The following is a 24,869-nucleotide window of genomic DNA, read 5'->3' as shown; positions in this document are numbered from 1 at the left end:
GATCGTTGCATCGATCAGTGACCAAGCACTTGCGACAGGAACTGCCGCGTGCGCTCGTTGCGGGAAGAGGTGAAGAATTCATCGGGAGGCGCCTGTTCGACGATCTCGCCTCCATCCATGAAAATCACCCGGTCGGCAACCCGGCGCGCAAAACCCATCTCATGCGTGACGCAGATCATTGTCATGCCTTCGGAGGCGAGCGTGACTATGACGTCGAGCACTTCCGCGATCATTTCCGGGTCGAGCGCAGAGGTCGGCTCATCGAACAGCATGATCTCGGGCTGCATGCAAAGGGCACGCGCTATCGCGACCCGCTGTTGCTGGCCACCGGACAACTGACCGGGATACTTCATCGCCTGTTCGGGAATGCGTACCTTCTCCAGATAGCGCCGGGCGGTCGCCTCGGCATCCGCGCGCGGCACCTTGCGCACGATCATGGGCGCGAGCATGCAGTTCTCCAGCACCGTCATGTGTGGAAACAGGTTGAAGTGCTGGAACACCATGCCGACTTCCCGCCTGATCCCGTCGATGTTGCCGACATCGTCGTTGAGCTCGGTGCCGAGCACGGTGATCCGGCCGCCATTGTGCTGCTCCAGACGGTTGATGCAGCGGATCATGGTGGACTTGCCGGAGCCGGACGGGCCGCAGACGACGATCCTCTCGCCGCGATCCACGGACAAGCTCACCTTTCGCAGCGCCTGGAATGTCCCGTAATATTTGTCGAGATTTTCGATCAGCACCGCGGGGCCGCTGGATCGGGGCGAGCTTCCTGAAATCACGTAAACGCCCCCTATCGTTCGCCGACCGACATACGGCGCTCGAGAAAAGCGCCATAGCGGGACAGGCTGAACACGAAGATGAAGTAGATGAAGGCGATGAAGGCATAGACCTCGACGTAGGCGAAGCGCCACTCGCCAGTGCCGTAGGCGGCATTGCCGGAGGCCAGGATCTCGAAGAAGCCGACGATGATCACCAGCGAGGTTTCCTTGAACGAGATCACGAACTGGTTGATCGTCGCCGGCAGCGCATTGCGCATGGCCTGCGGTAGAAGAATGCGGCCGACGCGCTGCCAATAGCGCATGCCAAGCGCCATGGCTGCCTCTTCTTGCCCACTGGGAACGCCCTGCATCCCACCTCTGACGATCTCCGCCTGGTAGGCGGAAAAAAACAGGGCCGAGCCCAGGATCACCCGGTACAGCTTGTCGCCCACCAGCCATTGCGGCAGTGCGAACGGCAGCACGATGGCGAAGGTGAACAGGATCGAGATCAGAGGCAATGAACGCACCCCGTCGATGATGAGGCCGGTGGTGCGGGAAATCCATGGCAGGCCGGAGCGGCGCAGCAGCGCCAGGCAGATTGCCAGCGGGAAGCCGATCAGGCAGGTGGTCACGAAGATGAACAGGGTCAGCGCCAGTCCGCCCCAGGCCTCCTCGCCGACATAGGGCAGACCAAGCACGCCGCCCTTCATCAGTACGTAGAAAAGCGCCGTTCCGGCTCCCCATACGAGTGCGATGCGGCGACCCGTCCAGAAGGCCGGAATGCAACTTAGCACCGTCATGACCACGACGGTCAGGCAAGCCAGGGCCGACCGCCACTGCTCGTCATAGGGATAGAGGCCGAACAGGATGATGCGCCATCGCGCGGCAATGACCGACCAGCAGGCTCCCGCCGCTGCCTGACAGGCTTCGGGTCCGCCGCTCGTCGTGAAGACGGCCGAGAAAACCGCCCAATTCAGGAGCTTCCAGACCAGGAAGACCATGATCGCCAGGGAAGCCAGCGACAGCAATGCCTGCAGGGGTGTCGCAAAGAAGCGCCGCCTCAGATCCTCGATCTTTCCAAGGGCAGGAGGGGCGACAACGACCATTTCCATCCCTCACCCCCTCAACTGGTTGCCCTTGAGGGCGATTGCTTTGTTGATGCGGTTGAAGATGGCGGCGAGGCTGAGGTTGATGGCGAGGAAGCCAGCCATCAGGATGCCGATCGCTTCGATTGTCTGGCCGGAATGGTTGATCGTCAGCGCCACGATCATGAAGAAATCCGTGAAGCCCACCGCGATCCCCATTGTGGTCGCCTTCATCAGCCAGACATACTGGTTGGCGAGGATTGGCAGCATGGCGCGTAGTGCCAGCGGCAGCCGTACCAGCATGAAGACCCGCCACGGGCCGAGGCCCAGGGAAAGAGCCGCCTCGACCTGGCCCTTGCCGACAGCCTTGAACCCGCCGCGCACGATCTCGGCGATGTAGGAGCCGCCATAGATGGCGATCGCGATGGCCAGTGTCGCAAATTCCGGCGGAATGCGCAGGCCGCCTCTCAGATTGAGACCTTGCAGCGCCGGGAAATCGAGCAGCGGCAAGTCGGCCAGGCGGCCGGCCACCAGAACGACGGCCGCGCAGGCAAGTGCCGCCGCCGCGCCGGCAAGCTGGATGCCGCCACGCTGGCCGACCGGCAGGCTGAGGCGCGATGTCCTGCCCAGCCAGATCGGCAGCGCGATGGCGGCAATCACAGCCAATGTCGCCGCAGCGAGCGCGGCGCTGCTGACATTGGGGAACGGAATGTAAAGCCCCCGGCTGGTGAGGAGAAAGCCCCATCCCTCATGCGCGGCGCGCGGCGTCGGCAGATGGGTGATGACGGCATACCAGAAAAAAGCCTGGAGGATCAGCGGGATGTTTCGGAAGATGTCCACATAGGTGCGGCCGAGCAGCCGGGCCAATTCGTTCGAGGATGTCCGCGCCAGGCCGACGATCGTTCCCACGATCGTCGCCAGCGTCAGGCCGACGGTTCCCAGAAACAGCGTATTGATGATCCCGATGAGGAAGTACCACCAATAAGGATCGTTCGCCGTGGCGGGCAGCAGCGAGAAGTTCAGGTCCCAGCCCGTCGACTTGAACAGGAAGTCGAATCCGGAGGTGATCCCCTGCGCCGCCAGGTTCTGTCTGGCGATCGCAATGCCGGCAAGCACCATCGCGGCGATCGAGCCGACATACAGGACCTGCAACAGTGCGTTGCGGACTTTTTGATTTCTCAGCAGGCTGACCATTCAGAAATCCTTCCCGAATTGCCGCGCGGTCCCGCCCGGTGGGAGCCGGGCGGGACCTGGAGTGGGATGCGTTCAGAACGGATCAATCGACAACCAGCGGGAACAGGACACCGCCATTGTTCCACAAATTGGTCAGTTCGCGATCCATCTTGTAGGGCGAGTCCTTGCCGAGATCGCGATCGAAGATTTCGCCGTAGTTGCCGACGTTCTTGATCACCTTGTAGGCCCAGTCGTCGGAGAGCCCGAGACCTTTGCCCATGCCTGGCGTGACGCCGAGGAATTTGGCGACCTGCGGTGAGGTCGGCTTGGCCTTTATCTCGTCGACGTTCTTCGAGGTGATACCTTCCTGCTCGGCAAAGATCAGCGTGCTCAGCGTCCAGTTGGCGATGTCGACCCAGTTGTCGTCGCCTTGCCGCATGATCATGACTTCAGGCTCGACGGCGAGCACGTCGGGCAGGATGACGTGGTCGTCGACCTTGCTCTTGGCGATGCGCGCAATGGCCAGTGTCGGACCCCACTGCGCATAAAGATCGCAGCGTCCCGAGAAATAGGCCTGCTCGAGCTCCTCGGTCTTCTCGATGAGCACCGGTTCGAGCTTGATGCCGAGCTTGGCCGTATAGGCAGCGACCTGCTGTTCCTGCGAGGTGCCGGCGGGAATGCAGATCGTGCCGCCTGCGGCATCCTTGAGCGACTTGAGGTTCAGCTCCTTGTGCGCCATCACCTTGGTGGTCCCGAGATAGTAGGACATGGAGAACTGCAGCCCAAGTTCGGTGTCGCGGCTGAGCGTGCCGCCCGAGGCCTTGATGATGATGTCGACATCGCCGGACTGCAAGGCCGGCCAGCGCTGGGCCCAGCTGATCGGAACGACCTTCAGCTTCGCCGGGTCGCCGAACACGGCCGCGGCTACCGCCTTGCAGAGATCGATGTCCATGCCTTTCCAGTTGCCCTTGTCGTCCACCTCGGCGAAGCCGAGATAGGAGCCGTCATGGCCGGTGCAGTTCAGCATGCCGCGTGCCTTGACGGTTTCGAGCGTCTTGCCGCCGGCGGCTTCCGCCGGCGCCGCAAAATGCACGAGGCCAAGGGCCAGGGCCGAAGCCCCCCATCTCATCATTTTCATGTTCCGTCTCCACTGTTGAGGTTGTTTGGTTTCTTGTTGTTGGAGGCCTAAAAAGCGTCTTTCAGGCCTCGGTCTCGAAGCCGCTTCTAGTCGGAAAGCGGGGCCGGTTTCGGTAACGAGGAAATCGTGAGGTCGCCGCGCCAGTCCTGCTGAGCCAGCCATCGGTGAAGTGCGGCGACCGCCTTCACGCGCAGATGTCCGCGCGGGACGACAAGATAGAAACCCGGGACTTCCTCTGGCTTCATATCGGCAATGGCGTCGCGGCCGATCGGCGCGACCAGCGTGCCCGCCCGGAAATCTTCCTCGGCGTCGATGACGGAAACCAAGCCCACACCTATGCCTTGCAAGGTCGCCCGGCGCATGGTCGCGGCGTCGTCGAAGCTGATGCTGCGGTCGCCATCCGTCAGCTCCACGCCAAGGTGGCGCAATATGTCCGGCCACAGACGTTTCGACTTGACGGTGTCGAGCAACGTGAACTGTGTCAGATCATGCGCCGACTTGATCCTTTCGCCGATCGCCGGCGTGCAGCAGATGATCTTCGGGTCCGGCACCAGCAACGTGGTTTCATAGTCGGACCAGTTGCCGTAGCCCCACTGGACCGTCATATCGATATCGTCGCGCCCGAAATCGGGCAGGTCGACCATCGTCGTCAGGCGCAGATCCGCGCCCGGCAAGATTTCCCGGAACAACGAAAGCCGCGGCAGGAGATAGTGCGTGGCGAAGTATGGGCTCGCATTCAGGTTGATGCGGTCCCGATAGTTCGACTTGGTGACGCGGCGAACGCCTTCGGCAAACTCGTTGAAGCCGGCTTTGACATAGTGCGACAGAAGAATGGCCGACTCGGTCAGTTCGATCGACCGGCCCTTGCGCTCGAACAGCGTTACCTGGAGCGTATCCTCCAGAAGCTTGATCTGCTGTCCAACGGCCTGCGGCGTGACCAGTAATTCATCCGCCGCCTGCCGAAAGCTCTTGTGCTGCGCGACCGCGTGGAACACGCGCAGAGCATTCAGCGAGGGAAGGCGCAGCTTGCCGGTCATCGAAAATTCCGTTCCTTTCCCTGCTTGTGGCCCGGTCGGTCATGCACTGCCTCGGTCATGCACTGCCAGAGTTCAGTCGCCGCGGCGAAAGAGGCTTAGGCGTATATGTAACCACCTGAAACAATTACGTTTTCACCGGTCATGTAAGTGTTCTTGGGGCTGCCCGTCATCAGCACCCATTCGGCAATTTCCTTTGGCTCGGCACCGCGGCCGAGCGGGCTCGCCTTGGCCAGTTCCTCCAGGAAGCCGAGCGCTTTTGCCTTCTCCGTCGCCATGCCGGCCGGCGCCACCGAATTCACCAGAATGCCGTCCTTCGCCACGTGATGGGCAAAGGATCGGGTAAGGCTGACGACGGCGGCCTTGGTCGCCGCATAATGAGCGTTCTGCGGATGCGCCTTGAAGGCGTCGACCGAGGTCAGGTTCACGATCCGCCCGCGGACGTGGCTCTTCGGCTCCTGCGATTGCATGTGGCGAACCGCCGCCACCATCATGTGGTAGGTGCCCTTGATGTTGATGCCGTTGGAGGCATCCCAGTCGGCGTCGGTGATTTCGAGGAGCGGGCGGCGAGGGTAGATCGCGGCGCAATTGATCAGCGTGTCGACGCGCCCGAGTTTCGAAACGATCGCCTCGAATGCGGCGTGGCACTGTGGGCCTACCTGGATGTCGCAAAGGGCGGTCGCGGTAGGCAGTCCGCTGGCCTTCGCGGTCGCCAGCGCGGACTCGGCGGCTTCCTGGTTGATGTCGATGATGCCGATCTTTGCCGCCCCGGCCTCGACAGCCATCTCGGCTAAGAGGGCACCGAGGCCGGCACCACCGCCAACGATCAGAACGGAAAGATCTTTCATCCCAGTTTTCCTTACTTGGTACCGCTTGGCGAGGTTGGCCAAGTCGGCATGATGTCGAAACGGGTAACGTCGGCCCATGCGGGAAGCCCAAGCACAGCGACGACCATCCTGGCCACGTCATCCGGTTGCACCACTTTGCTGGCGTACATGGCTGCGCGCGCGTTGGCGTCGAGGATGTCCTGGTAGAGCTGCGTCTCGACACGGCCGGCAACGATCTCGGTGACGCGTACGCCTGATGGGGAGAGGTCGGCGCGCAGCGCTGCTGCAAAGCCTGATATCGCCGCCTTGGTCGCTGAATAGACGGCAATGTTGGAGTATGCCGCGTGGCCCGCTGTGGAGCCGGTGAACAATACATGCCCGGACTGCCGCTCGCGCATTTGCGGGACGACGAGGCGCGTGAGCAGGATTGCCGCGCTGAGGTTCACCTCGAGCGTGGTGTCGATGTCAGCGATCTTCATATCGGCGAAGTTGCCGAGCGGCGGCATGACCCCGGCATTGTTGATCAGCACGTCGATGGTGAGATCCGCCAGGGCCGCTTCCAGGGCCTCGCGGTCGGTGACGTCGACGGCAATCGGCACGATGCCGGACCGCTGTGCCTGCAGCTCCTTGAGCGCGGCCTGGCTGCGTCCAACCGCATAGACGTCGTAGCCGGCGTCGCTCAGCGCGATCGCTATGGCCCGCCCTATGCCGCTCGTCGCACCGGTGATGAAGGCTGTCGTCACGTGGACTTTCCTGATTGTCTGTTTTCAGTTTGCGGCCCGGGCCGATGCCGCGAAACCAAGAAAACCAGCAAAAAGGAAAGATAAACTTTCGAAAATTTCGAACGCCTCCAAACCTCCTTGGGGTGCTCGTATAACCGCAGCAGCCGAAAACCTAGGGAAACGCTGGCAAGCTGGCGCCTTCAGCCCTTGGGAAACCCGCGCAGCCGGTGACGGAACAAAAAACACGGCTTTCGCAACGGATGTCTAATTTTCGGCCCAGGCGCGCCGATGCGATCGAATTCGCGAGGCCTCACCCGCCTGTCGAGACAGGCCTTTTCATGTCGGTGAAAAGTGAGGCCGCCGCCGCCTTCTGCTCGGCTTCGATTGCCTCCACGCCAGAGGCTCGGGCCAGGGCGCGCACCCGCCCGAGGCTGTTGTGCAGGTGCTTGCGCATGGCCCGGCGGGCGGCGCGGCCATCCTGCCTTTCGATGGCGTCGACGATCGTCTTATGTTCGCTGTGTATGCGCGCGTAGTAGCTGTCCTTGAGTTCGGGCGTGACCAGATAGCCGAGCTGGAAGCGCGGCACGATCATCGGCCCGAGATAGCTTAGGAAACCGTGGATGAATTCATTTCGTGCCGCCTTGGCGATCGCCAGGTGGAAATCATAGTCGTAGTGGATCTGGACGACGGCGGGATCGGCCTGCTGGGCGTCGACCTGTTCCATCAAGGTGCGGATCGCGCTGGCTTCCGCATCGGTGCGCCGTTCCGCGCACAATCCCGCCGACTCCACCTCGACGCTCAACCTCAGCTCGAGCAGCGCAATGGTTTCCGGCAAGGTCCTGAGCGCTTCGTCCGGTATCGAGAAGTTGCGCGGCGCCGGCGTCTCGCTGACGAACATACCGCGCCCCTGCTGCGGCACCACCAGGCCTTCGGAACGTAGTCGCGCCACAGCTTCCCGCACCACGGTGCGGCTGACATCGTACTCGGCGCAAAGCTCCGCCTCTGTCGGCAATTGCGCGCCGGGCAGCAGCTGTCCGGAACGGATCTTCTCGGACAGGCTCTCCGCCACGACGGTGGAAAGCGGCTTGCGCTTCGTCATCAGTCTCCCTCTCGCCAGATTCGGGATGATGCCCGAACCGGCAGGACCATTCAAACCGCCGCGGTGACGATCAGTTCGACCAGCATTCCGGGCTTCGCCATCCGTCCTTCGCCCGATGAGCGCGCCGGTGCGTGCTCCCCGGGCATCCAGGCGTCCCACACCGCGTTGACTTCGTCGAAATCCCTGATGTCGTCCAGCCACATCTGCACATGAAGGATGCGGGTCTTGTCCGTGCCCGCCTTGCCAAGCAGCGCATCGATCTTGCCGAGCACCTCGCGCATCTGGTCGGCCGCGGACTGGCCGGGCCTCGCGACCTGGCCGGTGAGGTAGAGCGTGCCGTTATGGATGACGCCGTGGTGGATGCGGGTATCGAAGTCGAAGCGCTGGATGTCGCTCACTGGCCGGATATTGCTCACTGGATTATCCTTGTCAGATAGCCGGCGTTTGCCGGATGGGATTTCCCTGCAGATATTGTGCGTAAGGCGCCTGAACCAGCCAGCCGGCGTCGACCGGCAAGGTGACGCCGGTAATCGAAGCGGCGCGCTCCGAGCAGAGGAACAATGCCGCCTCGGCGACATCGCGCGGCTCGACGAAGCGTCGCAGTGCCGTGGTGGCCTGTATGGCTTCGGGGTTGCGTTCACCCTTGGCGATCTTGGTCTTCAAACCATCGGAAAGTGTATAGCCGGGCGCGACCGCATTGACGCGAACGCCATGCGGGCCGAGTTCGGCGGCGAGGATCTGGGTCAGGGCCAGGACCGCATGCTTTCCCGGCGTGTAGGCCGGCAGCGACAGCGGCGCGAAAGAGGCGAGCGAGCCGACATTCAGGATCGCGCCTCGCCGGGCGGCCGACATCAGCCGGCCAAACACCTGGCACCCCAACAGCGTGCCGCGATAATTCACCCGCCACATCTTCTCGTCCTCGTCCAGATCCTGATCAAGGACGTACTTGCCGCTCTGCAAGATGCCGGCGCAGTTGACGACGACGTGAGGCGTGCCGAACCCGTCGCTGACAATCCGTGCCAGAGCCTCGACTGAGCCGCTATCTGCGACATCTGTCTGGACAAACAGCGCACGCGGCGCGCCTGCCGCCTGGCAGGAGCCGGCCGCCTCATTGCCCCTCGTCGCATCCCGGCCGGAGACGACCACATGATAACCGTCTTCGGCGAAGCGCTGCGCGATAGCGCGTCCGATGCCGGACGTGCCGCCGATGACGACGGCAGTCGGTGTCTCAGCCATGGCCGCGGTCCTTGCCTTCGATGTCGAAGAATTCGGACATCGCCCGGACCTGGAAATCCATCATCGGGCGTCCCGGTTGAACGCGGCAGCCGACCCCCTTGGCCGCCCGCAGCAGAGCGGTTTCCGCAGGCTCCATGATAATGTCCACGACCGTCATATCCGGGGTCAGCCGGCTGACGTCAAGCGGCAGCGGATCGCCGGCATGCATGCCGACAGGTGTGGCGTTGATCGCCATATGCATGCCGGAAGGCTCGGCCTCTCCAACCTGGATGCGGCATTTCGGGAACGCGCGGCCAACCAGCGCCGCCAGTTTCTCGGCACGCGCCGTATCGATGTCGGTAAGGCGGATTTCGTCGGCGCCGGCTTCCGCGAGACAATAGGCTAGCGAGGCACCGGCGCCACCGGCACCGACTTGAAGAATGCGGCGGCCGGCGATCTGATGTCCGTTTGCCTTGAGCGCATCGATGAAGCCGACGCCGTCGAAATTGTCGGCATACCAGCTGCCATCCGGCAGCCGTCGCACCGAGTTGGCGCTTTCCACCCGCGCGGCGCGGTCATGCGCGGCGGAGCATTTGTGGTAGACGGCAACCTTGTACGGCACCGAAATGATCACGCCCCTGATATTCTCGGCTGCCGTGATGCCGGCCCAGAAGGTCTCGAAATCCTCCGGGCGGCAGCTCAAGGGCACCATGAGGCTGTCGAGGCCCTTCTGCTCGAAGATCTCGTTGAATATGCCGGGGCTCTTGGCATGGGCCACGGGATGGGCCAGCATCACGAAGATCTCGGCCTTGCCGGTTCCGCGCATCGGTTACTCCTTTTCTTTTGACAGTTCGTGGCCGCTCAGGATCTCCAGCGCCCGGACGAGAGACGAGTGATCGGCCTCGGCGCCGCCTGGATGGCCTGAACAGGCATTCATCAGTTGCTGCGCCATGGCGGTGGTCGGCAACGCCACGCCAAGGACGCGGGCACTGTCAAGCGCCAGGTTGAGATCCTTCTGGTGGAGCTTGATGCGGAAGCCTGGGGCGAAGGTCCGGTCGATCATGCGCTGGCCATGCACTTCCAGGACGCGGGAAGCGGCGAAGCCACCCATCAGGGCGCCGCGTACCTTCGCCGGGTCGCACCCGGCCTTGCTGGCGAAGACAAGCGCTTCGGCCACGGCCTCGATGTTGAGCGCGACGATGATCTGGTTGGCGATCTTGCAGGTCTGCCCGGCGCCATTCTGCTCGCCGATCAAAGTGACGTTCTTGCCGAGTGTCTCAAAGATCGGCAGCGCCCGCTCGAACTCGGCGGCCGGGCCGCCGACCATGATGGTGAGGCTTGCCGCTTTGGCGCCGACCTCGCCGCCCGAGACCGGGGCGTCGAGGTAGCCGGCTCCCTTCTCTCGCAGTTTCGCCGCGAACGCCGCCGTGGCGATGGGGCTGATCGAGCTCATGTCGACGACCAGCTTGCCGGCTGACAGTCCTTCCAGGACGCCGTCCTCGCCCAACAGGACGCGTTCGACGTCAGGCGTGTCGGGCAGCATGGTGATGATGATCTCGGACCGCCGTGCCACTTCGGCGGCGGACGCGACGACCGATGCGGTCAGGCCCTGCGGTAGAGGGGAGCGATTGAGAACGGTGACGATCTCATGCCCGGCATCGGCCAGGTGGCGCGCCATCGGTGCTCCCATGACGCCAAGCCCGATGAACCCGATCCTCATTCTCCAGCTCCCATTCAAAAGTCCGTACATCGCATCTTGCAGCGTTTTGTAGCCATATGATATAGGACATCATACAAATCCAGATGATTGGAGATGATGGCAAGATGCAAGAACGCCTCAACACGCTGAAAGCTGCCACAGCGGCTGGCCAGGCTCACATCGGCATCTGGTGCTCGCTGGCTTCGGCGCTCACCACGGAGATCGTCGCCGGCTCCGGAGCCGATTGGGTGCTGATCGACGGCGAGCACAGCCCCAACCATCTGCGCAGCATCATGGCGCAGCTTCAGGTGATGGGCGGCTTCGACAGCGAGGCTGTCGTCAGGCTGCCCTCCGACGATCCCAATCTGATCAAGCAGGCGCTGGATATCGGCGCACGCAGCCTGATGATCCCCAATGTACGGACCGCCGATCAGGCCCGCGCCATCGTCGCGGCAATGACCTATGCGCCCGGCGGATTTCGCGGCTTCTCGGTCGGTCACCGCGCCAACGCCTTCGGCCGCATCGCCGGCTACCACGCCAAGGCGCGTGAGCAGCAGCTTCTCGCCGTGCAGATTGAGGATGAATTGGGCGTGGCGAATGCCGCCGAGATCGCGGCGGTCGACGGCGTCGACGTTCTCTTCGTCGGTCCCGGCGATCTTTCCACCAATATGGGCGCGATGGGCAATCCCGGCGCGGCACATGTCCAGGAGGCAATCTCGTCCGTGCGTCAGGCCGCAACGGCGGCAGGCAAGGCAAGCGGCATCCTGGCGCCGGCGAGGGCCGATGCCGACCGCTACCTTGCCGAAGGCTTCACCATGGTTGCCGTCGGTTCGGACCTTGGCCTTCTTGCGCGGGGCTCGGATGCCCTGATCGCATTGTTCAACCAGTAGCTTGGAGTCGGAGCCATGGCGATCCCGCCTTACAAAGCGCCATCGCGCAACGCCTACGACATCGTCATCGTCGGCGGAGCGGTTGTCGGCTCGTCCACGGCCTACTGGCTGAGCCAGGCGCTGGGCAGCGGTGCCTCGATCCTCGTGGTCGAGCGCGATAGCAGTTACGAGTTTTCATCGACAGCGCTGTCCACCAGCGCGATCCGGCAGCAATATTCCAATCCGATCAATGTGAAGATCAGCCAGTTCGGCATCGAGGTCATCCGCACCTTCCAGGAGCGCATGGCACCCTTCTACAAGGACGAGCCGGCGCCCGATCTCGGCTTTCGTGAGCACGGCTATCTCTACTGCTGCTCCCCGGACGGCATCGAAGCGGCCCGCGAGCGCGTCGACCTGCAGCGAAGTCTCGGGGCTCACACTGTCTTCCTCGAGCCGGGCCCGCTGAAGGATCGCTTTCCCTGGCTCAACGTGGATGATCTCGGCGGCGGTTCCTGGGGGGCCCGGGAAGAGGGCTGGTTCGATTCCATGGGGCTGATGAACGGTTTTCGCCGAGCCGCCCGCGCCAGCGGTGTCGAGTATATCGATAATGCCGTGACGGAGCTTGGCATCGCCAACGGGCGGGTCGTCTCAGTGCGCCTCGCGACCGGCCAGACGATCGCCTGCGGAACATTGGTCAACGCCGCGGGTCCGCGCGCGCAACAGGTGGCAGCCATGGCCGGCCTGTCGATCCCGGTCGCGCCGTACAAGCGCTATAGCTTCGTCTTCGCCAGTGCCAATCCGATCCCTGGCCGGATGCCCAACGTCATCGACCTTTCCGGAACATTCGTGCGCCCGGAAGGCGAGCTTTTTCTCACCGGCAACACCCCGCAGGGCGACGGGCCGGCCGGCTACGACGACTTCGAAATGCAGTATGAAGAGTTCGACGAATATATCTGGCCGGCGCTCTGGCATCGCGTCCCGGCCTTCGATGCCCTCAAGGTCCAGACCAGTTGGACCGGCCACTACGAGTACAACATGCTCGACCACAATGGCATCGTCGGCTTCCACCCGCAGGTGACCAATTTCATGTTTGCCAACGGCTTCTCGGGGCACGGGCTGCAACAGTCGCCAGCCGTGGGCCGGGGAGTTTCAGAACTCATCGTTCACGGGGCTTTCCAGACACTCGATCTGTCGCCGTTCTGTTACGAGCGCATAGAGCGCAACGAGCCGTTCCTCGAGGAAGCGGTGATCTAGGGCGAGATGATCGACCGTTTTGCTGCCATTCTCCGGTATTCGGCCCGGCATTTGTCGAATGAAATTGCATCTCAGTGGAGACGGTAGTGAAAACTGCTCGCCAAGTTCAGAATATGACAGCACCGGGGCAACACTATCACACCTTCAGCACAAGCGCCCCGGTTGTCCTCCTGGCCTCGAGATCGCGATGAGCGTCGGCAGCCTGCGCCAGTAGGCGCCGACCGGCGGGCATGCATAGGCAATGCGGTCGCCGACTGAAAAGCCTGAAACCTCCGGGCCGACCGCTGCGATGAGACCGGCGGCTTCCATGCCCGGAACGCCCGGCGGCTACAGGAGGTCGAAATCCGGTCCTGCAATAGACGTCGATGAAATTGACCCCAATGATTGTGTGACGGATCTGGACCTCGCCACGCGATGGCGGCGCCAAGCCGATCTCCGCAAGCTGCAGAACGTCGGGTCCTCCGTGGCGCTCGACGAGGATTGCCTTGGTCCGTGTGCCCTGGGCGCCGGCTCCAGGCAACTCCGGCTGGGGTGCAAATTGGCGGAGAGAGCGGGATTCGAACCCGCGTTACGGTCTCCCGTAAACACACTTTCCAGGCGTGCGCCTTCAACCACTCGGCCACCTCTCCGTCCATGCATGTCGCGTCGGCCGGTTTCGCCGTGCGGGTTGGGGAGATGCACCTCCCTTGGGGCTGAGGCGTGGAAATCCGCGCCGGCGCCGCCAACCAGCGAACGCCCTTCCCCGCACCTGAGCCGAAGCAACAGGCGCGGGGCTCATCTAGTCGATCCGGCGCCGAATGCCAAGCCATAACGGCAGTCTATTCGCTTTGCCGGCCACACAGTGTTTCACAAGGCGGCCGGCATGCCCGTTTTTACAGGCGCCGCCGCTGCAATGGTGTGCACAGGCAGGACCGCGGGGCCGGCCGCCCTTGACTTCCCCCGGAGTTGCCTGTCGGGTGCCGAGGCTTTGCGGGGGCATTGTGCGGACATGACATCGAGCAATGGACAGACGCCAGTCAGGCGGCCGGACAGCGGGCTGTCCTTCGTGCCGGTGGGCTGGCTTGTCTTCGTCATGGCGTGGTCGGTCTACGGCCTGATCTCCGTCTGGCCCGCGGTCGGCGCCACCGGCCTGCCAGACAGCGTGTTTTACCTTATCTATGGCGGGCTCGTCATCGATATCGTCACCATCCTGTGGGGGCTTTACCTGCTCGGCCTCGCCTTCGGCCGCTCGGCCCGCTTCCCGCGACGGTTCATCATCTGGCAGGTCGCCACAATCGTCTGGCTGGTGACCTGGCAGGCCTGTGCACTGACGATTTCGGATTTCGTCTTTTCGGGCCAGGCGCTTGCCATCATGGCTGCTCAAATCGCCATCGGCGTTCTCTGCATCTATCTGCTGCGCCGTGGATCCGAAGCCGATGCCGTTTATGTCAATCCGGAAACCGAAAGCCCGCCTGTCTTCGTCTCGGTCGTCGCCGCGCTGCTCGGCATCGTCCTGGGCGCGGTCATCGGCGCCGTGGGCGGATTCGCCATCGGCTCGGTGATCGCTGATGCCACCGAGATGAGCTGTTTCGAGGGCGCCTGCGGCTATTTTGCCGTGTTCACCGGCCTGGCCGGCCTCGTGATCGGCGCCATTGGCGGCGGCATTTTCGCCGTCTGGCTTGTCCATCGGCGCAAAAGGAAGCCGGCCGTATAGTTCGCGCAGGGCAACGAATCCGGGTTCACCCGGGCTTTAGAGACTTCGCCGGCACGTCGGTTTGCAAGGCACCAAACGCAAAAACCCGCCTGTGCGGCGGGTCGTCGGCGCAAGTCAGCACCATACCGAAATTGTTAGCATAGCTGCCCTCACATGTCAATGAAAAGCCACCCGGCCGACGGTTGTGTGGGCTTCTGTTGACCTGAGTTTGGAGTCTGCAAATTCGCGTATGGCGATTGCGATCCAGCCATGCGCATTCTATCTCTGAAAGGCCCCTCGGGAGGGGGACCAGCCCGGAGGAGGGTTCTGATGTTTCGCTTCGTCTTTCGTCTTGCCGCAATGATCGCGCTGTCGATTTCCGTCATCATGGCGGTGCTCGACGCGACACGCACCGTGGCGGCCTCCGTTCTGGTGCTGACCCCGCTCAACACCAGTTGGCTGGCGGTCTCCCCTGACACGCGGGCCGCCTTCGAAACCTTCATCCGAACCAAGGCCAGCCCGCTGCTGTGGGACGGCGCCATCGCCTGGGTGCTGAACCAGCCGGGCTTCGCCGTATTCGCGGTGCTGGCTTTCCTGCTCTATGCGATAGGCTACAGGCGGCCACCGCGTGCTGGGCAGTTCGCCGCCACCTAGAGCATCGGACCCAAAAGCGGTTGCCGGTTTTGGGAAATCCGATGCTCAAACAAAGCCGCCGTCATGCGGCTTCTTGCGTTTCACCCGGAGAGGAGCCGCGCATGTTCTTTCTCAGCGACATGCTGAACAAGAAGCTCAATATGCCGAAGCCCTCCGAGGCCCTGCCGGGCCGCGCCAGGGCGATCCCGACCGCATCCAGACACAAGGTCTTGAAAAGACCGCTCAAGGGTCCTTATCCCGAGAGGCTGGAGACGGCGATGTTCGGACTGGGCTGCTTCTGGGGTGCGGAGCGGCTGTTCTGGCAGATCGAAGGCGTCTGGGTCACCGCGGCTGGCTATGCCGGCGGCTTCACCCCCAATCCGACCTATCAGGAGACCTGCACCGGGCTTACCGGTCATGCCGAAGTGGTGCTGGTGGTCCATGACCCCGAGATCGTCTCCTATGCTGGGCTTCTGAAGCTGTTCTGGGAAAGCCACGACCCCACGCAAGGCATGCGCCAGGGCAATGATGTCGGCACCGCCTATCGCTCCGCGATCTACACGAGCGACGAGGCGCAATTGTCGGCGGCGAGCGCCTCGCGCGATGCGTATGAGACCTCGCTGCGCGGTGCCGGCCACGGCAGGATCACCACCGAGATCGCGCCGGCGGCCGAATTCTACTTCGCAGAATCCGATCACCAGCAATATCTGGCGAAGAATCCTTACGGCACGTGCAACCTCAAAGGCACTGGCGTCGCTTGCGCCATCCCTGCCGCCGCCTCCGCCTGACACTTGGCGCAAGGACAAGCTGCGGTGCGGCTTGCCCGCACCAAGCTTTTCCAAAAGGTCAAAATTCCGCGTGAATTTTGTTTCGGGCCATGCCAGATTGCCGCCGAGCGGGAGGGAGTACACTCCTGGCTGACGTCGTATGCCTGCCGGAGAACCGGGCCGGCATGCGGCGCGTAACGGAAAAAATAACCGACAGGGTGTGGATCACATGAAACGTATCGTTCTCGGCCTCCTGGCCGCAACCGCAATGGTTCTTCCGGCTTTCGCCGCGGATGTCCAGCCGGCCATCCTCTATGATCTCGGCGGCAAGTTCGACAAATCCTTCAACGAGGCTGCCTACAACGGCGCCGAAAAATTCAAGACGGAAACCGGTACGGCCTACGTCGAATTCGAGGTCTCCAATGCCTCGCAGCGTGAGCAGGCGCTGCGCCGCTTCGCCGAGGACGGCCGCAACCCGATCGTCATGGCCGGCTTTGCCTGGACGGACGCGCTGGCCAAGGTCGCCGCCGAATATCCCGACCTGAACTTCGCCATCATCGACGACCAGGTCGATCTGCCGAACGTGCGGTCGCTGAAGTTCAAGGAACAGGAGGGCTCCTACCTCGTCGGCATCCTGGCGGCGATGGCCTCTAAGTCCAAGAAGGTCTCCTTCGTTGGCGGCATGGATATCCCGCTGATCCGCAAGTTCGAATGCGGCTATGTCGGCGGCGCCAAGTCGGCTGGTGCGACTGATGTCATCCAGAACATGACCGGCGACACGCCAGCTGCCTGGAACGATCCGGCCAAGGGCGGCGAGATCGCCAAGACGCAGATCGACCAGGGCTCCGACGTGATCTACGCCGCGGCAGGCGGCACCGGCGTCGGCGTGTTGCAGGCGGCGGCAGATGCCGGCAAGCTCGGCATCGGCGTCGATTCCAACCAGAACGGCCTGCAGCCGGGCAAGGTGCTGACCTCGATGCTGAAGCGCGTCGACGTCGCCGTCTACACCGCCTTCATGGACGGCAAGAACGGCACCTTCAAGGGCGGAGTCGAGAATCTGGGCCTCAAGGAAGGCGGCGTCGACTACGCCATGGACGACAACAACAAGGCGCTGGTGACGGACGAGATGAAGGCGGCCGTCGAAAAGGCCAAGGCCGACATCATTGCCGGCAAGGTCGAAGTACACGATTATACGGCTGACAACGCTTGCCCCTATTGAGCGGCACGAACACACAGCCATGATCTGCAAACCGCCGGGCGCCAGCGCGGCGGTTTTGTCTTTACCGGATCGAGCGAAACGTTCGCTCCGTGCCGGACACCGTTTGGGGATACAGATGCAGCCGAAGATCGGACCCATGGGCGAGCACGACGTAGCAGCGGTAGCCCAACTGCGCCTGGCTGCCTTTTTCGAGGGAACCGGAAGGACCCTCGGGGAAGATGCGGCAGGGCTTCGTGGCTTGATCGCCGGTGACGGCTTCGAGGCGGCATTCGTGGCCCGGATCGGCGACACCCCGGTCGGGACATGCCTGCTGGTCCGCCACGAGCTGGAGCCCGCACATGATCTGACGCCATGGCTGGCCGGGTTGGTTGTCGATGCAAGATATCGACGCCGAGGCATCGCCACCGCGCTGGTCAAGGCAACGGAAGCCCATGCGGCGTCACGCGGCGTCGAGACGCTCTATCTCTACTCATGGGATGCGCGTGATTTCTACGCGGCCCTCGGCTGGAATACCGTTGAGATAAGCGGCTCGGACGGCGAGACGATGGCGCTGATGTCGCGCCGGCCTCGCCTATAGCAGCTTCGCGACGACACAGCCCAGCGCGAACGCCACCATCAGCCCGGCGGCAACGACAACTCCGCGCCGGCCGCCAAGCGCGTGCACGCCAATGCCGTATGGTGGCCGGGACAGGCTTCGGATCACCGTGCGCGGTTTGACCTCATTGCCGCCGAGCTCGACGCTGCGCATCTGAGGTAACTCGGCTAGGCGTTGGGTAACCAGTTCCCAATGCCTGCCAGGCAGCAGGCCGCGTTTTCCGTAACGGTCGAAGAAATACATCTGCTCGGCAAGTCGCACGACCGCGTCGCGGAAGGCGGGATCGACCTCCAGGTCACGTTCGGCCCGTTCGCGGTCTTTGTCGTTCATAAGACCGAGCACATATTCGCCGGCCCGCGCGATGCGATCGTTTTCACTGACCACGGCGTGCACCTTCCCTTTTTCCTCACCAGTGCGGCGGCTTGGTTACCGGCACTTCATCTCCTGTCTGCTCCTCCAGCGCCAGGAAGCGATCCGTCAGCGCGTCGAGCTTGCGCTGCATGCGCTCGATCACTTTCCACTGCTCGGCGATCTGGCCGGACAGTTCCTCGATGATCTTCTCCTGCTCGGCGGCGCGTATTTCCAGCGTCGTCAGCCGGTCAGCGGGCGTGATCATGTGAATTCCCCAGTCTCATCGCGATGTCGTTGACCGCGATGTCTTGCGCCGTAATGCGAATTCCGGCGCCGTCATACTAGCGAATGTGAAGGCCCCGGCCACGTTGCAAATTGACAAGCGCACCGGGATTTGTCGAGAGTGAACCGGCTCCGGCAATTGGCACGGGCGGAGCGTCATGCTAGGCGTTTTGACCAAGCGATAAAAAAATAAGAGTGGGACAGGCTGCATGGCGCAAGCCGCAATCGAGTTGATCGGCATCAACAAGAGTTTTGGTGCGGTGCGCGCCAACCGGGACATCAATCTTGAGATCGGTCGCGGCACGATCCACGGCATTGTCGGCGAGAACGGAGCTGGCAAGTCGACGCTGATGTCGATCCTCTACGGCTTCTACCAGGCCGACAGCGGCGAGATCCGCGTTGGCGGCCAGCCGGCCTCGATCAAAACCCCCAATGACGCCATCGCGCTCGGCATCGGCATGGTGCATCAGCACTTTATGCTGGTCGACAATTTCACGGTGCTGGAGAACGTCATCCTCGGCGCCGAAAGCGATGCGCTGCTGAAGAAGAGCATCGCCAAGGCGCGCTCCGAACTGGAGCGGCTGGAGCGTGAATACGGGCTGGAAGTCGATCCGGATGCAATCATCGAGGAACTGCCGGTCGGCCTGCAGCAGCGGGTGGAGATCCTGAAAGCACTCTATCGCGGCGCCGAGATCCTGATCCTCGACGAGCCTACGGGCGTGCTGACACCGGCCGAGGCCGACCATCTGTTCCGCATCCTCGGGCAGTTGAAAGACCAGGGCAAGACGGTGGTGCTGATCACCCACAAATTGCGCGAGATCATGGCCATCACCGACACCGTGTCGGTGATGCGCCAGGGCACGATGGTGGCGACGCGCGAGACCAGGAAGACCACGGTCGAGGAACTGGCCGAGCTGATGGTCGGGCGGCGCGTGCTCTTGCGGGTCGAGAAGGGCGAGGCCGAGGCCGGCGCCGTCAAGCTCGCGGTCAAGAACCTGACGGTGAAGGATACGCGCGGCGTCACCATGGTCGACGACATCTCCTTCGATATCAGGGCCGGCGAGATCGTGGGCATCGCCGGTGTCGCCGGCAACGGACAATCCGAACTGCTCGAGGCGATTTCCGGCATCAGGCGCGCAGTGTCCGGCTCGGTCATGCTCGACGGCAAGCCGATCGACCTGACCGGCGCCGCCGACCCCGGCGAACTGCGCGACCGCGGGCTGGCGCATGTGCCGGAGGACCGCCATCACGTCGGGCTGGTGCTGGCCTTCGAGGAGAACGAGAATTCGATCCTCGGCTATCACGGTGATCCCCGGTATTTAAAGGGGCCGTTCCTCAACATCGATGCCATCCGCAACGATGCCAGGGACAAGATCGCCAAATACGACATCCGCCCGGCCGACTGCCGGCTGAAGACCGCCAATTTTTCCGGCGGCAACCAGCAGAAGATCGTGCTGGCGCGGGAGATGGAACAGGACCCTGGTGTTCTGATCGTTGGCCAGCCGACACGCGGCGTCGATGTCGGCGCCATCGAATTCATCCACAAGCGCCTGATCGCCATGCGCGACCAGGGCAAGGCGGTGCTGGTGGTGTCGGTCGAGCTTGACGAGATCCGTTCGCTGTCCGACCGTATCCTGGTGATGTTTGCGGGCCGCATCGTCGGCGAACGCGGCCCCGAAGCGACCGAGGGCGAGCTCGGCCTGCTGATGGCCGGCATCGAGCACCAGGAGGCCGCCGAATGAGCGCGCCTTACGCCAAACTGCCGGCCTGGGCCGACTATGGCCTGATCCCGCTGATCAATCTGTTCGTCGCCTTCGTCGTCGCCGGCTTCGTCGTGCTTCTGGTCGGCGAGAATCCGTTGCGCGCAGCCGTCATCCTGGTCGAAGGCGCCTTCGGCAAAGGCACCGGCATCGCCTTCACCCTCTTTTATGCCACCACCTTCATCTTCACCGGGCTTTCGGTGGCGGTGGCCGCGCATTGCGGCCTGTTCAACATCGGCACTGAAGGGCAGGCCTACATCGCCGGCCTCGGCATCGCCATCGTCTGCCTGAGCTTCGACAGCACACTGCCATGGTGGCTGACCTTCCCGCTGGCGATCATTGCTGCGGCGACGGTCGGCGCATTGTGGGCGCTCATCCCGGCCTATCTGCAGGCCAAGCGTGGTTCGCACATCGTCATCACCACCATCATGTTCAACTTCATCGCCGCCTCGATCATGGTTTACGTGCTGGTCGGCCCGTTGAAGCCAGCCGCCTCGCAAGCGCCGCAGACGCGTAACTTCCTCGCCGGCGCGGAATTGCCCAAGCTCAACTGGATCATCGAGCTGTTCGGCGCCAAGATCCGTTCGGCGCCGCTCAACGTCACCTTCCTCCTGGCGCTGGTCATGGCCTTCCTGGTCTGGCTGCTGATCTGGCGCACCAAGCTCGGCTATGAAATGCGCACCTACGGTCACAGCCCGAAAGCGGCACGCTATGCCGGCATTTCCGAAACCCGCATCATCATCACCGCCATGATGATCTCGGGCGGGCTGGCCGGCATGATGGCGCTCAATCCGGTGATGGGCGATCAGCACAATGTCGCCATCGACTTCGTTTCCGGCGCCGGCTTCGTCGGCATCGCCGTGGCGCTGATGGGCCGCCTGCACCCTGTCGGCATCGTGCTGGCGGCGATCCTGTTCGGCATGCTCTACCAGGGCGGCGCCGAGCTCGCCTTCGAGATGCCGGCAATCAGCCGCGATATGATCGTCATCATTCAAGGCTTGGTGATCCTGTTTGCCGGTGCCCTCGAGCACATGTTCCGACCCTACATCCAGGCGCTGTTCGCCTCGTTCAGTCCGCGATCGGTGGGCATGGAAGCGGTCAAGGGGAAAGGTGCCTGAGATGGATGTGTTCAACGCGATCATCCAGACATTGGACTCCACCATCCGCCTCTCGGTGCCGCTGCTGCTTGCCTGCCTCGCCGGCCTCTATTCGGAACGCGCCGGCATCTTCGACATCGGCCTCGAAGGCAAGATGCTGGTCGGCGCCTTCGCCGGCGCGGCGGCCGCTTCCGTGTTCCATTCGGCCTTTCTCGGCCTCGGCATGGCCATCCTGATCTCGGTCGCCTTCGCCATGATCCACGGCTTTGCCTCGATCACCCATCGCGGCAACCAGATCGTCTCCGGCGTGGCGATCAATTTCATCGCCGCCGGTTCGACCATCATCCTGGGCCAGGCCTGGTTCCAGCAGGGTGGACGCACGCCGGCGCTGCAACCGGGCGAGCGCTTCGAGGCCATCACCTTGCCGGGTGCCGCGGCCATCCGCGACGTGCCGATCATCGGACCGATCTATGCCGAGCTCCTGTCAGGCCACTCGATCCTGGTCTATCTTGCCTTCCTGATGGTGCCGTTCACCTGGTGGGTGCTGTTTCGCACCCGTTTTGGCCTCAGGCTGCGCGCCGTAGGCGAGAACCCGGCCGCCGTCGATACTGCCGGCATATCGGTCGCCTGGCTTCGCTACAGGGCGCTGATCTGCACCGGCATCCTCACCGGCATTGCCGGCGCCTACCTGTCGATGGTGCAAAATGGCGGCTTCGTGAAGGACATGACCGCCGGCAAGGGCTATATCGCGCTGGCAGCCCTGATCTTCGCCAAGTGGAAGCCGGTCAACGCCATGTTCGCCTGCCTTCTGTTCGGCTTCCTGGACGCGGCGTCGATCCGCCTGCAGGGATCACCGCTGCCCATCATCGGCAAGGTGCCGGCGCAGTTCATGCAGGCGCTGCCCTACATCCTCACCGTCATCCTGCTCGCCGGCTTCATCGGCAAGGCAATCCCGCCACGCGCCGGCGGCGTGCCTTATGTCAAGGAACGTTGAGCGGCAGGTCGGCTTTGCGCCGGGTTTTGAACACGATCATCGGAGAGAACACCTGAATGTCGCATGATCTGTTCGAGGCCGCCAAGGCCGCCATGGCCAGGGCCTACGCGCCCTATTCGAAGTTTCCGGTCGGCGCTGCCTTGCGAACCGAAGACGGGCGCGTCTTTACCGGCGCCAACATCGAAGTCGCCTCTTATCCGGAAGGCTGGTGCGCCGAGACCACGGCGCTCGGCCACTACATTATGGGCGGCGGCGGCAAGATCGTCGAAATCGCCGTCATCGCCGAACGCATGGCGAAATGCTCGCCTTGCGGCGGCTGCCGGCAGCGGCTGGCCGAATTCTGCCGGCCGGAAACAAAGCTCTATCTCTGCGACAATGCAGGTGTGGCCGAGACCGTGACCATGGGCGACATGCTGCCTTACGGCTTCCGTGGCGATATTTTGAAATGAACAACGGGCTCAAATGAACAGCTGGCAGCGATGACGGAAAAAGCCCTGGATCATCTCGTCGAAAGGCTGGACGGCCTGGCGCCGGCCACGGCACTGGTGCTCGGTTCGGGCCTCGGCGGTCTGGTCGACCAGATCGAGGACCCGATCCGCATCTCCTATGCCGACCTGCCCGGTTTTCCCAGAAGCGGTGTCACCGGGCACGCCGGCGAAGTGGTGGCAGGGCTGTTTGCCGGCGTGCCGGTGCTGATGCTTTCGGGCCGCGCCCATTACTACGAGCACGGCGTTGCCGCGGCGATGCGGCCGGTGCTGGAAGTGCTTGCCGGCATCGGCATCACGAAGCTGATCCTCACCAATGCCGCCGGCTCGGTCGATCCGGACATGCCGCCGGGCTCGGTGATGCTGATATCGGACCACATCAATTTCTCGGGCACCAATCCGCTGATCGGCGAACCAAGCGACCGGCGTTTCGTCGGCCTGACTGAAGCCTATGATGCCGGCATCCGCCAGGCCATCGAACGGGCGGCAAATGCGACCGGCACCACCCTGCACAAGGGCGTCTATATGTGGTTCTCCGGCCCATGCTTCGAAACGCCGGCCGAGATCCGCATGGCGCGCATCATGGGCGCCAATGCAGTCGGCATGTCGACCGTACCGGAGGTCATTCTCGCCCGCTTCCTCGGACTGCGCGTCGCCGCCTGTTCGGTCATCACCAATTTGGCGGCCGGCATGACCGGGGCCGAGCTTTCGCACCAGGAGACCAAGGACATGGCACCGGTAGGCGGCGCGCGGCTGGCGACGATCCTGCAGCGCGTGTTTCGCGACGGACTGCTGGAGATCTGATGCTTCCCCAGGAAATCATCCGCCGCAAGCGCGATGGCCTCAGGCTGTCGGAAGAGGAGATCGCCGGCTTCGTCGAGGGCGTGACGTCAGGCGCCGTTACCGATGGCCAGGCTGGCGCCTTCGCCATGGCGGTGTTCTTCAACGGCATGAGCCGCGACGAGGCCGTGGCGCTCACGCTGGCGATGCGCGATTCCGGCGACGTGCTCGACTGGTCGGACCTGCCCGGCCCGGTCACCGACAAGCATTCGACCGGCGGCGTTGGCGACAATGTCTCGCTGATGCTGGCGCCGATCGTCGCCGCCTGCGGCGCCTATGTGCCGATGATCTCGGGCCGTGGCCTTGGCCACACCGGCGGCACGCTGGACAAGATGGATGCCATCCCCGGCTACATCAGCCAGCCCGACGTCGCGCTGTTTCGCAAGGCGGTGCTCGAAACAGGCTGTGCCATCATCGGCCAGACCGCCGACCTCGCGCCCGCCGATCGACGGCTCTATGCGATCCGCGACGTCTCCGGCACGGTCGAATCGGTGCCGCTGATCACCGCTTCGATCCTGTCGAAGAAGCTGGCGGCCGGGCTGCAATCGCTGGTGCTCGACGTCAAGGTCGGCAACGGCGCCTTCATGGAAAAATCGCGCGACGCCACCGCACTCGCCAACAGCCTGGTTGAGATCGCCAACGGCGCCGGACTGAAGGCTTCGGCGTTGATCACCGGCATGAACGAGCCGCTGGCGTCGGTCGCCGGCAACGCCGTCGAGGTGCGCAACGCCGTTGATTTCCTCACCGGTCGGTTTCGCGACCGGAGGCTTGAGGATGTGACGCTGGCGCTGGCTGCCGAAATGCTGCAGTCGGCCGGGCTGGTGTCGTCCAACCAGGATGGCATGCGGCGCGCCACCGAAACGCTCGCCAGCGGCCGCGCCGCCGCCACTTTCGCACGCATGGTGGCCGCGCTTGGCGGCCCCGCCGATTTCATCGAGAAACCGGAAAAGTATCTGCCGGCGGCGGCGATCGAATTGGCCGTCAAGGCAACCGCAAACGGCTTCGTCACCGGCATCGCCACCCGCGATATCGGGCTCGCCGTGGTCGGCCTGGGAGGTGGACGCACGCGGCCGGACGACAAGATCGACCCCGCGGTCGGCATCACCAGGCTGTTGCCGGTCGGTGCGGAGGTTGGGATCGGCGAGCCGCTGGCGCTGGTCCATGCCCGCTCATCGGCCGATGCTGAGGCCGCCGCGGCAACCGTGCTTTCGGCCTATACGGTCGGCGCCTCGAAGCCGCCCACCGACAAGTCGGTCATCCGGCGGATTCTGCCGCGCGGCTAAAGCAATTCCAGGAAAAGT

Annotated in this window: 28 protein-coding genes and 1 tRNA gene; 13 read left to right on the top strand and 16 right to left on the bottom strand. The window is 63.4% G+C overall.

Annotated elements, in window-relative coordinates; all coding sequences use genetic code 11:
• Positions 1-14: 14 nt before the first annotated feature.
• From NKJ37_RS16980 to NKJ37_RS16925, 12 genes are all read right to left on the bottom strand, one after another.
• Positions 15-779, bottom strand: a complete 765-nt coding sequence (locus NKJ37_RS16980; protein ID WP_128303174.1) for an amino acid ABC transporter ATP-binding protein — start codon at positions 777-779, stop codon at positions 15-17.
• Positions 780-790: 11 nt separating this feature from the next.
• A complete protein-coding gene (locus NKJ37_RS16975; RefSeq protein ID WP_128303175.1) occupies positions 791-1,870 on the bottom strand; it encodes an amino acid ABC transporter permease in 1,080 nt (359 codons plus the stop codon).
• 3 nt (positions 1,871-1,873) lie between these two features.
• Positions 1,874-3,037 (bottom strand): ABC transporter permease subunit, encoded by a 1,164-nt coding sequence (locus NKJ37_RS16970; protein WP_352774425.1) that lies wholly within the window; start codon positions 3,035-3,037, stop codon positions 1,874-1,876.
• 82 nt (positions 3,038-3,119) lie between these two features.
• The gene (locus tag NKJ37_RS16965) at positions 3,120-4,154 is read right to left on the bottom strand and encodes an amino acid ABC transporter substrate-binding protein (protein WP_352774423.1); all 1,035 of its coding nucleotides are present in this window, start codon (positions 4,152-4,154) and stop codon (positions 3,120-3,122) included.
• A gap of 86 nt (positions 4,155-4,240) precedes the next feature.
• Positions 4,241-5,191, bottom strand: a complete 951-nt coding sequence (locus NKJ37_RS16960; RefSeq protein WP_023810154.1) for a LysR substrate-binding domain-containing protein — start codon at positions 5,189-5,191, stop codon at positions 4,241-4,243.
• Positions 5,192-5,286: 95 nt separating this feature from the next.
• Positions 5,287-6,036 (bottom strand): SDR family NAD(P)-dependent oxidoreductase, encoded by a 750-nt coding sequence (locus NKJ37_RS16955; RefSeq protein WP_127271850.1) that lies wholly within the window; start codon positions 6,034-6,036, stop codon positions 5,287-5,289.
• Positions 6,037-6,047: 11 nt separating this feature from the next.
• Positions 6,048-6,758, bottom strand: coding sequence for an SDR family oxidoreductase (locus NKJ37_RS16950; RefSeq protein WP_127290674.1), 711 nt, complete (start codon positions 6,756-6,758; stop codon positions 6,048-6,050).
• A gap of 289 nt (positions 6,759-7,047) precedes the next feature.
• Positions 7,048-7,836, bottom strand: coding sequence for a FadR/GntR family transcriptional regulator (locus tag NKJ37_RS16945; protein WP_352610248.1), 789 nt, complete (start codon positions 7,834-7,836; stop codon positions 7,048-7,050).
• Positions 7,837-7,886: 50 nt separating this feature from the next.
• The gene (locus tag NKJ37_RS16940) at positions 7,887-8,234 is read right to left on the bottom strand and encodes a RidA family protein (RefSeq protein ID WP_023810158.1); all 348 of its coding nucleotides are present in this window, start codon (positions 8,232-8,234) and stop codon (positions 7,887-7,889) included.
• Between the two features lie 31 nt (positions 8,235-8,265).
• Complete coding sequence (locus NKJ37_RS16935; RefSeq protein ID WP_128303177.1) at positions 8,266-9,072, bottom strand: SDR family NAD(P)-dependent oxidoreductase; 807 nt, start codon at positions 9,070-9,072, stop codon at positions 8,266-8,268.
• Positions 9,065-9,877, bottom strand: coding sequence for a shikimate dehydrogenase family protein (locus NKJ37_RS16930; protein WP_256745438.1), 813 nt, complete (start codon positions 9,875-9,877; stop codon positions 9,065-9,067). The genes NKJ37_RS16935 and NKJ37_RS16930 overlap by 8 nt, the downstream gene beginning before the upstream one ends.
• 3 nt (positions 9,878-9,880) lie before the next feature.
• Positions 9,881-10,771: a 2-hydroxy-3-oxopropionate reductase gene (locus NKJ37_RS16925; protein WP_352774421.1), complete on the bottom strand. Its 891-nt coding sequence runs from the start codon at positions 10,769-10,771 to the stop codon at positions 9,881-9,883.
• Positions 10,772-10,875: 104 nt separating this feature from the next.
• Here NKJ37_RS16925 and NKJ37_RS16920 point away from each other — a divergent pair, with 104 nt between their 5' ends.
• Positions 10,876-11,640 carry an HpcH/HpaI aldolase family protein gene (locus NKJ37_RS16920; RefSeq protein ID WP_128303178.1) on the top strand — a complete coding sequence of 255 codons (765 nt, stop codon included), beginning with the start codon at positions 10,876-10,878 and terminating at the stop codon, positions 11,638-11,640.
• Between the two features lie 15 nt (positions 11,641-11,655).
• Positions 11,656-12,873 carry an NAD(P)/FAD-dependent oxidoreductase gene (locus NKJ37_RS16915; protein ID WP_023810163.1) on the top strand — a complete coding sequence of 406 codons (1,218 nt, stop codon included), beginning with the start codon at positions 11,656-11,658 and terminating at the stop codon, positions 12,871-12,873.
• 144 nt (positions 12,874-13,017) lie between these two features.
• Here NKJ37_RS16915 and NKJ37_RS16910 read toward each other — a convergent pair whose 3' ends face one another.
• Both NKJ37_RS16910 and NKJ37_RS16905 read right to left on the bottom strand, forming a co-directional pair.
• On the bottom strand, positions 13,018-13,182 hold the full coding sequence (locus tag NKJ37_RS16910; RefSeq protein WP_023810164.1) for a hypothetical protein: 165 nt from the start codon (positions 13,180-13,182) through the stop codon (positions 13,018-13,020).
• A 230-nt stretch (positions 13,183-13,412) separates the two neighbouring features.
• Positions 13,413-13,502 (bottom strand) — tRNA-Ser (locus NKJ37_RS16905).
• 359 nt (positions 13,503-13,861) lie between these two features.
• Here NKJ37_RS16905 and NKJ37_RS16900 point away from each other — a divergent pair.
• The 5 genes from NKJ37_RS16900 to NKJ37_RS16880 all read left to right on the top strand — a co-directional run bounded on the left by NKJ37_RS16900 (position 13,862) and on the right by NKJ37_RS16880 (position 17,741).
• The gene (locus NKJ37_RS16900) at positions 13,862-14,566 is read left to right on the top strand and encodes a hypothetical protein (RefSeq protein ID WP_352774418.1); all 705 of its coding nucleotides are present in this window, start codon (positions 13,862-13,864) and stop codon (positions 14,564-14,566) included.
• Between the two features lie 309 nt (positions 14,567-14,875).
• Entirely contained in the window at positions 14,876-15,199 is a 324-nt protein-coding gene (locus NKJ37_RS16895; RefSeq protein ID WP_127290698.1) for a hypothetical protein, read from the top strand.
• Positions 15,200-15,300: 101 nt separating this feature from the next.
• Positions 15,301-15,966, top strand: coding sequence for a peptide-methionine (S)-S-oxide reductase MsrA (gene msrA, locus NKJ37_RS16890; RefSeq protein WP_352722317.1), 666 nt, complete (start codon positions 15,301-15,303; stop codon positions 15,964-15,966).
• Positions 15,967-16,174: 208 nt separating this feature from the next.
• Positions 16,175-17,164, top strand: coding sequence for a BMP family lipoprotein (locus NKJ37_RS16885; RefSeq protein ID WP_352774416.1), 990 nt, complete (start codon positions 16,175-16,177; stop codon positions 17,162-17,164).
• 115 nt (positions 17,165-17,279) lie between these two features.
• Positions 17,280-17,741, top strand: a complete 462-nt coding sequence (locus NKJ37_RS16880) for a GNAT family N-acetyltransferase (RefSeq protein ID WP_352760607.1) — start codon at positions 17,280-17,282, stop codon at positions 17,739-17,741.
• Here NKJ37_RS16880 and NKJ37_RS16875 read toward each other — a convergent pair.
• The gene (locus tag NKJ37_RS16875) at positions 17,736-18,143 is read right to left on the bottom strand and encodes a hypothetical protein (protein ID WP_352728355.1); all 408 of its coding nucleotides are present in this window, start codon (positions 18,141-18,143) and stop codon (positions 17,736-17,738) included. The two genes, NKJ37_RS16880 and NKJ37_RS16875, sit on opposite strands and share 6 nt — an antisense overlap.
• A 22-nt stretch (positions 18,144-18,165) precedes the next feature.
• On the bottom strand, positions 18,166-18,372 hold the full coding sequence (locus NKJ37_RS16870; RefSeq protein WP_206517192.1) for a SlyX family protein: 207 nt from the start codon (positions 18,370-18,372) through the stop codon (positions 18,166-18,168).
• 229 nt (positions 18,373-18,601) lie between these two features.
• Between NKJ37_RS16870 and NKJ37_RS16865 the strand changes: the two genes are divergently transcribed.
• Genes NKJ37_RS16865 through deoA form a run of 6 tightly spaced genes read left to right on the top strand, consistent with a single transcriptional unit; the run spans position 18,602 to position 24,851 of the window.
• A complete protein-coding gene (locus tag NKJ37_RS16865; protein ID WP_352774414.1) occupies positions 18,602-20,134 on the top strand; it encodes an ABC transporter ATP-binding protein in 1,533 nt (510 codons plus the stop codon).
• Positions 20,131-21,270: an ABC transporter permease gene (locus NKJ37_RS16860; protein WP_352774413.1), complete on the top strand. Its 1,140-nt coding sequence runs from the start codon at positions 20,131-20,133 to the stop codon at positions 21,268-21,270. The genes NKJ37_RS16865 and NKJ37_RS16860 overlap by 4 nt, the downstream gene beginning before the upstream one ends.
• 1 nt (position 21,271) lies before the next feature.
• Positions 21,272-22,243: an ABC transporter permease gene (locus NKJ37_RS16855; RefSeq protein WP_352774411.1), complete on the top strand. Its 972-nt coding sequence runs from the start codon at positions 21,272-21,274 to the stop codon at positions 22,241-22,243.
• Positions 22,244-22,299: 56 nt separating this feature from the next.
• Positions 22,300-22,692 (top strand): cytidine deaminase, encoded by a 393-nt coding sequence (gene cdd / locus NKJ37_RS16850; RefSeq protein ID WP_023812575.1) that lies wholly within the window; start codon positions 22,300-22,302, stop codon positions 22,690-22,692.
• 30 nt (positions 22,693-22,722) lie between these two features.
• On the top strand, positions 22,723-23,532 hold the full coding sequence (locus NKJ37_RS16845) for a purine-nucleoside phosphorylase (RefSeq protein WP_127259901.1): 810 nt from the start codon (positions 22,723-22,725) through the stop codon (positions 23,530-23,532).
• A complete protein-coding gene (gene deoA / locus NKJ37_RS16840; protein WP_352774409.1) occupies positions 23,532-24,851 on the top strand; it encodes a thymidine phosphorylase in 1,320 nt (439 codons plus the stop codon). Before NKJ37_RS16845 ends, deoA begins: the two co-directional genes overlap by 1 nt.
• The last annotated feature ends 18 nt before the right edge of the window (positions 24,852-24,869 follow it).

Source organism: Mesorhizobium sp. M0140 (assembly GCF_040322475.1).
Classification (GTDB): domain Bacteria; phylum Pseudomonadota; class Alphaproteobacteria; order Rhizobiales; family Rhizobiaceae; genus Mesorhizobium.
The sequence above is the reverse complement of the archived record's forward strand: the minus strand, read 5'-3'. Positions and strand labels throughout refer to the sequence as shown.

Excerpts from the sequence above, each read along its gene's own strand:
- NKJ37_RS16975 (WP_128303175.1), bottom strand. The coding sequence starts at position 1,870 with ATGGAAATGGTCGTTGTCGCCCCTCCTGCCCTTGGAAAGATCGAGGAT.
- NKJ37_RS16970 (WP_352774425.1), bottom strand. The coding sequence starts at position 3,037 with ATGGTCAGCCTGCTGAGAAATCAAAAAGTCCGCAACGCACTGTTGCAG.
- NKJ37_RS16965 (WP_352774423.1), bottom strand. The coding sequence starts at position 4,154 with ATGAAAATGATGAGATGGGGGGCTTCGGCCCTGGCCCTTGGCCTCGTG.
- NKJ37_RS16960 (WP_023810154.1), bottom strand. The coding sequence starts at position 5,191 with ATGACCGGCAAGCTGCGCCTTCCCTCGCTGAATGCTCTGCGCGTGTTC.
- NKJ37_RS16955 (WP_127271850.1), bottom strand. The coding sequence starts at position 6,036 with ATGAAAGATCTTTCCGTTCTGATCGTTGGCGGTGGTGCCGGCCTCGGT.
- NKJ37_RS16945 (WP_352610248.1), bottom strand. The coding sequence starts at position 7,836 with ATGACGAAGCGCAAGCCGCTTTCCACCGTCGTGGCGGAGAGCCTGTCC.
- NKJ37_RS16935 (WP_128303177.1), bottom strand. The coding sequence starts at position 9,072 with ATGGCTGAGACACCGACTGCCGTCGTCATCGGCGGCACGTCCGGCATC.
- NKJ37_RS16930 (WP_256745438.1), bottom strand. The coding sequence starts at position 9,877 with ATGCGCGGAACCGGCAAGGCCGAGATCTTCGTGATGCTGGCCCATCCC.
- NKJ37_RS16925 (WP_352774421.1), bottom strand. The coding sequence starts at position 10,771 with ATGAGGATCGGGTTCATCGGGCTTGGCGTCATGGGAGCACCGATGGCG.
- NKJ37_RS16920 (WP_128303178.1), top strand. The coding sequence starts at position 10,876 with ATGCAAGAACGCCTCAACACGCTGAAAGCTGCCACAGCGGCTGGCCAG.
- NKJ37_RS16915 (WP_023810163.1), top strand. The coding sequence starts at position 11,656 with ATGGCGATCCCGCCTTACAAAGCGCCATCGCGCAACGCCTACGACATC.
- NKJ37_RS16910 (WP_023810164.1), bottom strand. The coding sequence starts at position 13,182 with ATGGAAGCCGCCGGTCTCATCGCAGCGGTCGGCCCGGAGGTTTCAGGC.
- NKJ37_RS16900 (WP_352774418.1), top strand. The coding sequence starts at position 13,862 with ATGACATCGAGCAATGGACAGACGCCAGTCAGGCGGCCGGACAGCGGG.
- NKJ37_RS16895 (WP_127290698.1), top strand. The coding sequence starts at position 14,876 with ATGTTTCGCTTCGTCTTTCGTCTTGCCGCAATGATCGCGCTGTCGATT.
- msrA (WP_352722317.1), top strand. The coding sequence starts at position 15,301 with ATGTTCTTTCTCAGCGACATGCTGAACAAGAAGCTCAATATGCCGAAG.
- NKJ37_RS16885 (WP_352774416.1), top strand. The coding sequence starts at position 16,175 with ATGAAACGTATCGTTCTCGGCCTCCTGGCCGCAACCGCAATGGTTCTT.
- NKJ37_RS16880 (WP_352760607.1), top strand. The coding sequence starts at position 17,280 with ATGCAGCCGAAGATCGGACCCATGGGCGAGCACGACGTAGCAGCGGTA.
- NKJ37_RS16865 (WP_352774414.1), top strand. The coding sequence starts at position 18,602 with ATGGCGCAAGCCGCAATCGAGTTGATCGGCATCAACAAGAGTTTTGGT.
- NKJ37_RS16860 (WP_352774413.1), top strand. The coding sequence starts at position 20,131 with ATGAGCGCGCCTTACGCCAAACTGCCGGCCTGGGCCGACTATGGCCTG.
- NKJ37_RS16855 (WP_352774411.1), top strand. The coding sequence starts at position 21,272 with ATGGATGTGTTCAACGCGATCATCCAGACATTGGACTCCACCATCCGC.
- cdd (WP_023812575.1), top strand. The coding sequence starts at position 22,300 with ATGTCGCATGATCTGTTCGAGGCCGCCAAGGCCGCCATGGCCAGGGCC.
- NKJ37_RS16845 (WP_127259901.1), top strand. The coding sequence starts at position 22,723 with ATGACGGAAAAAGCCCTGGATCATCTCGTCGAAAGGCTGGACGGCCTG.
- deoA (WP_352774409.1), top strand. The coding sequence starts at position 23,532 with ATGCTTCCCCAGGAAATCATCCGCCGCAAGCGCGATGGCCTCAGGCTG.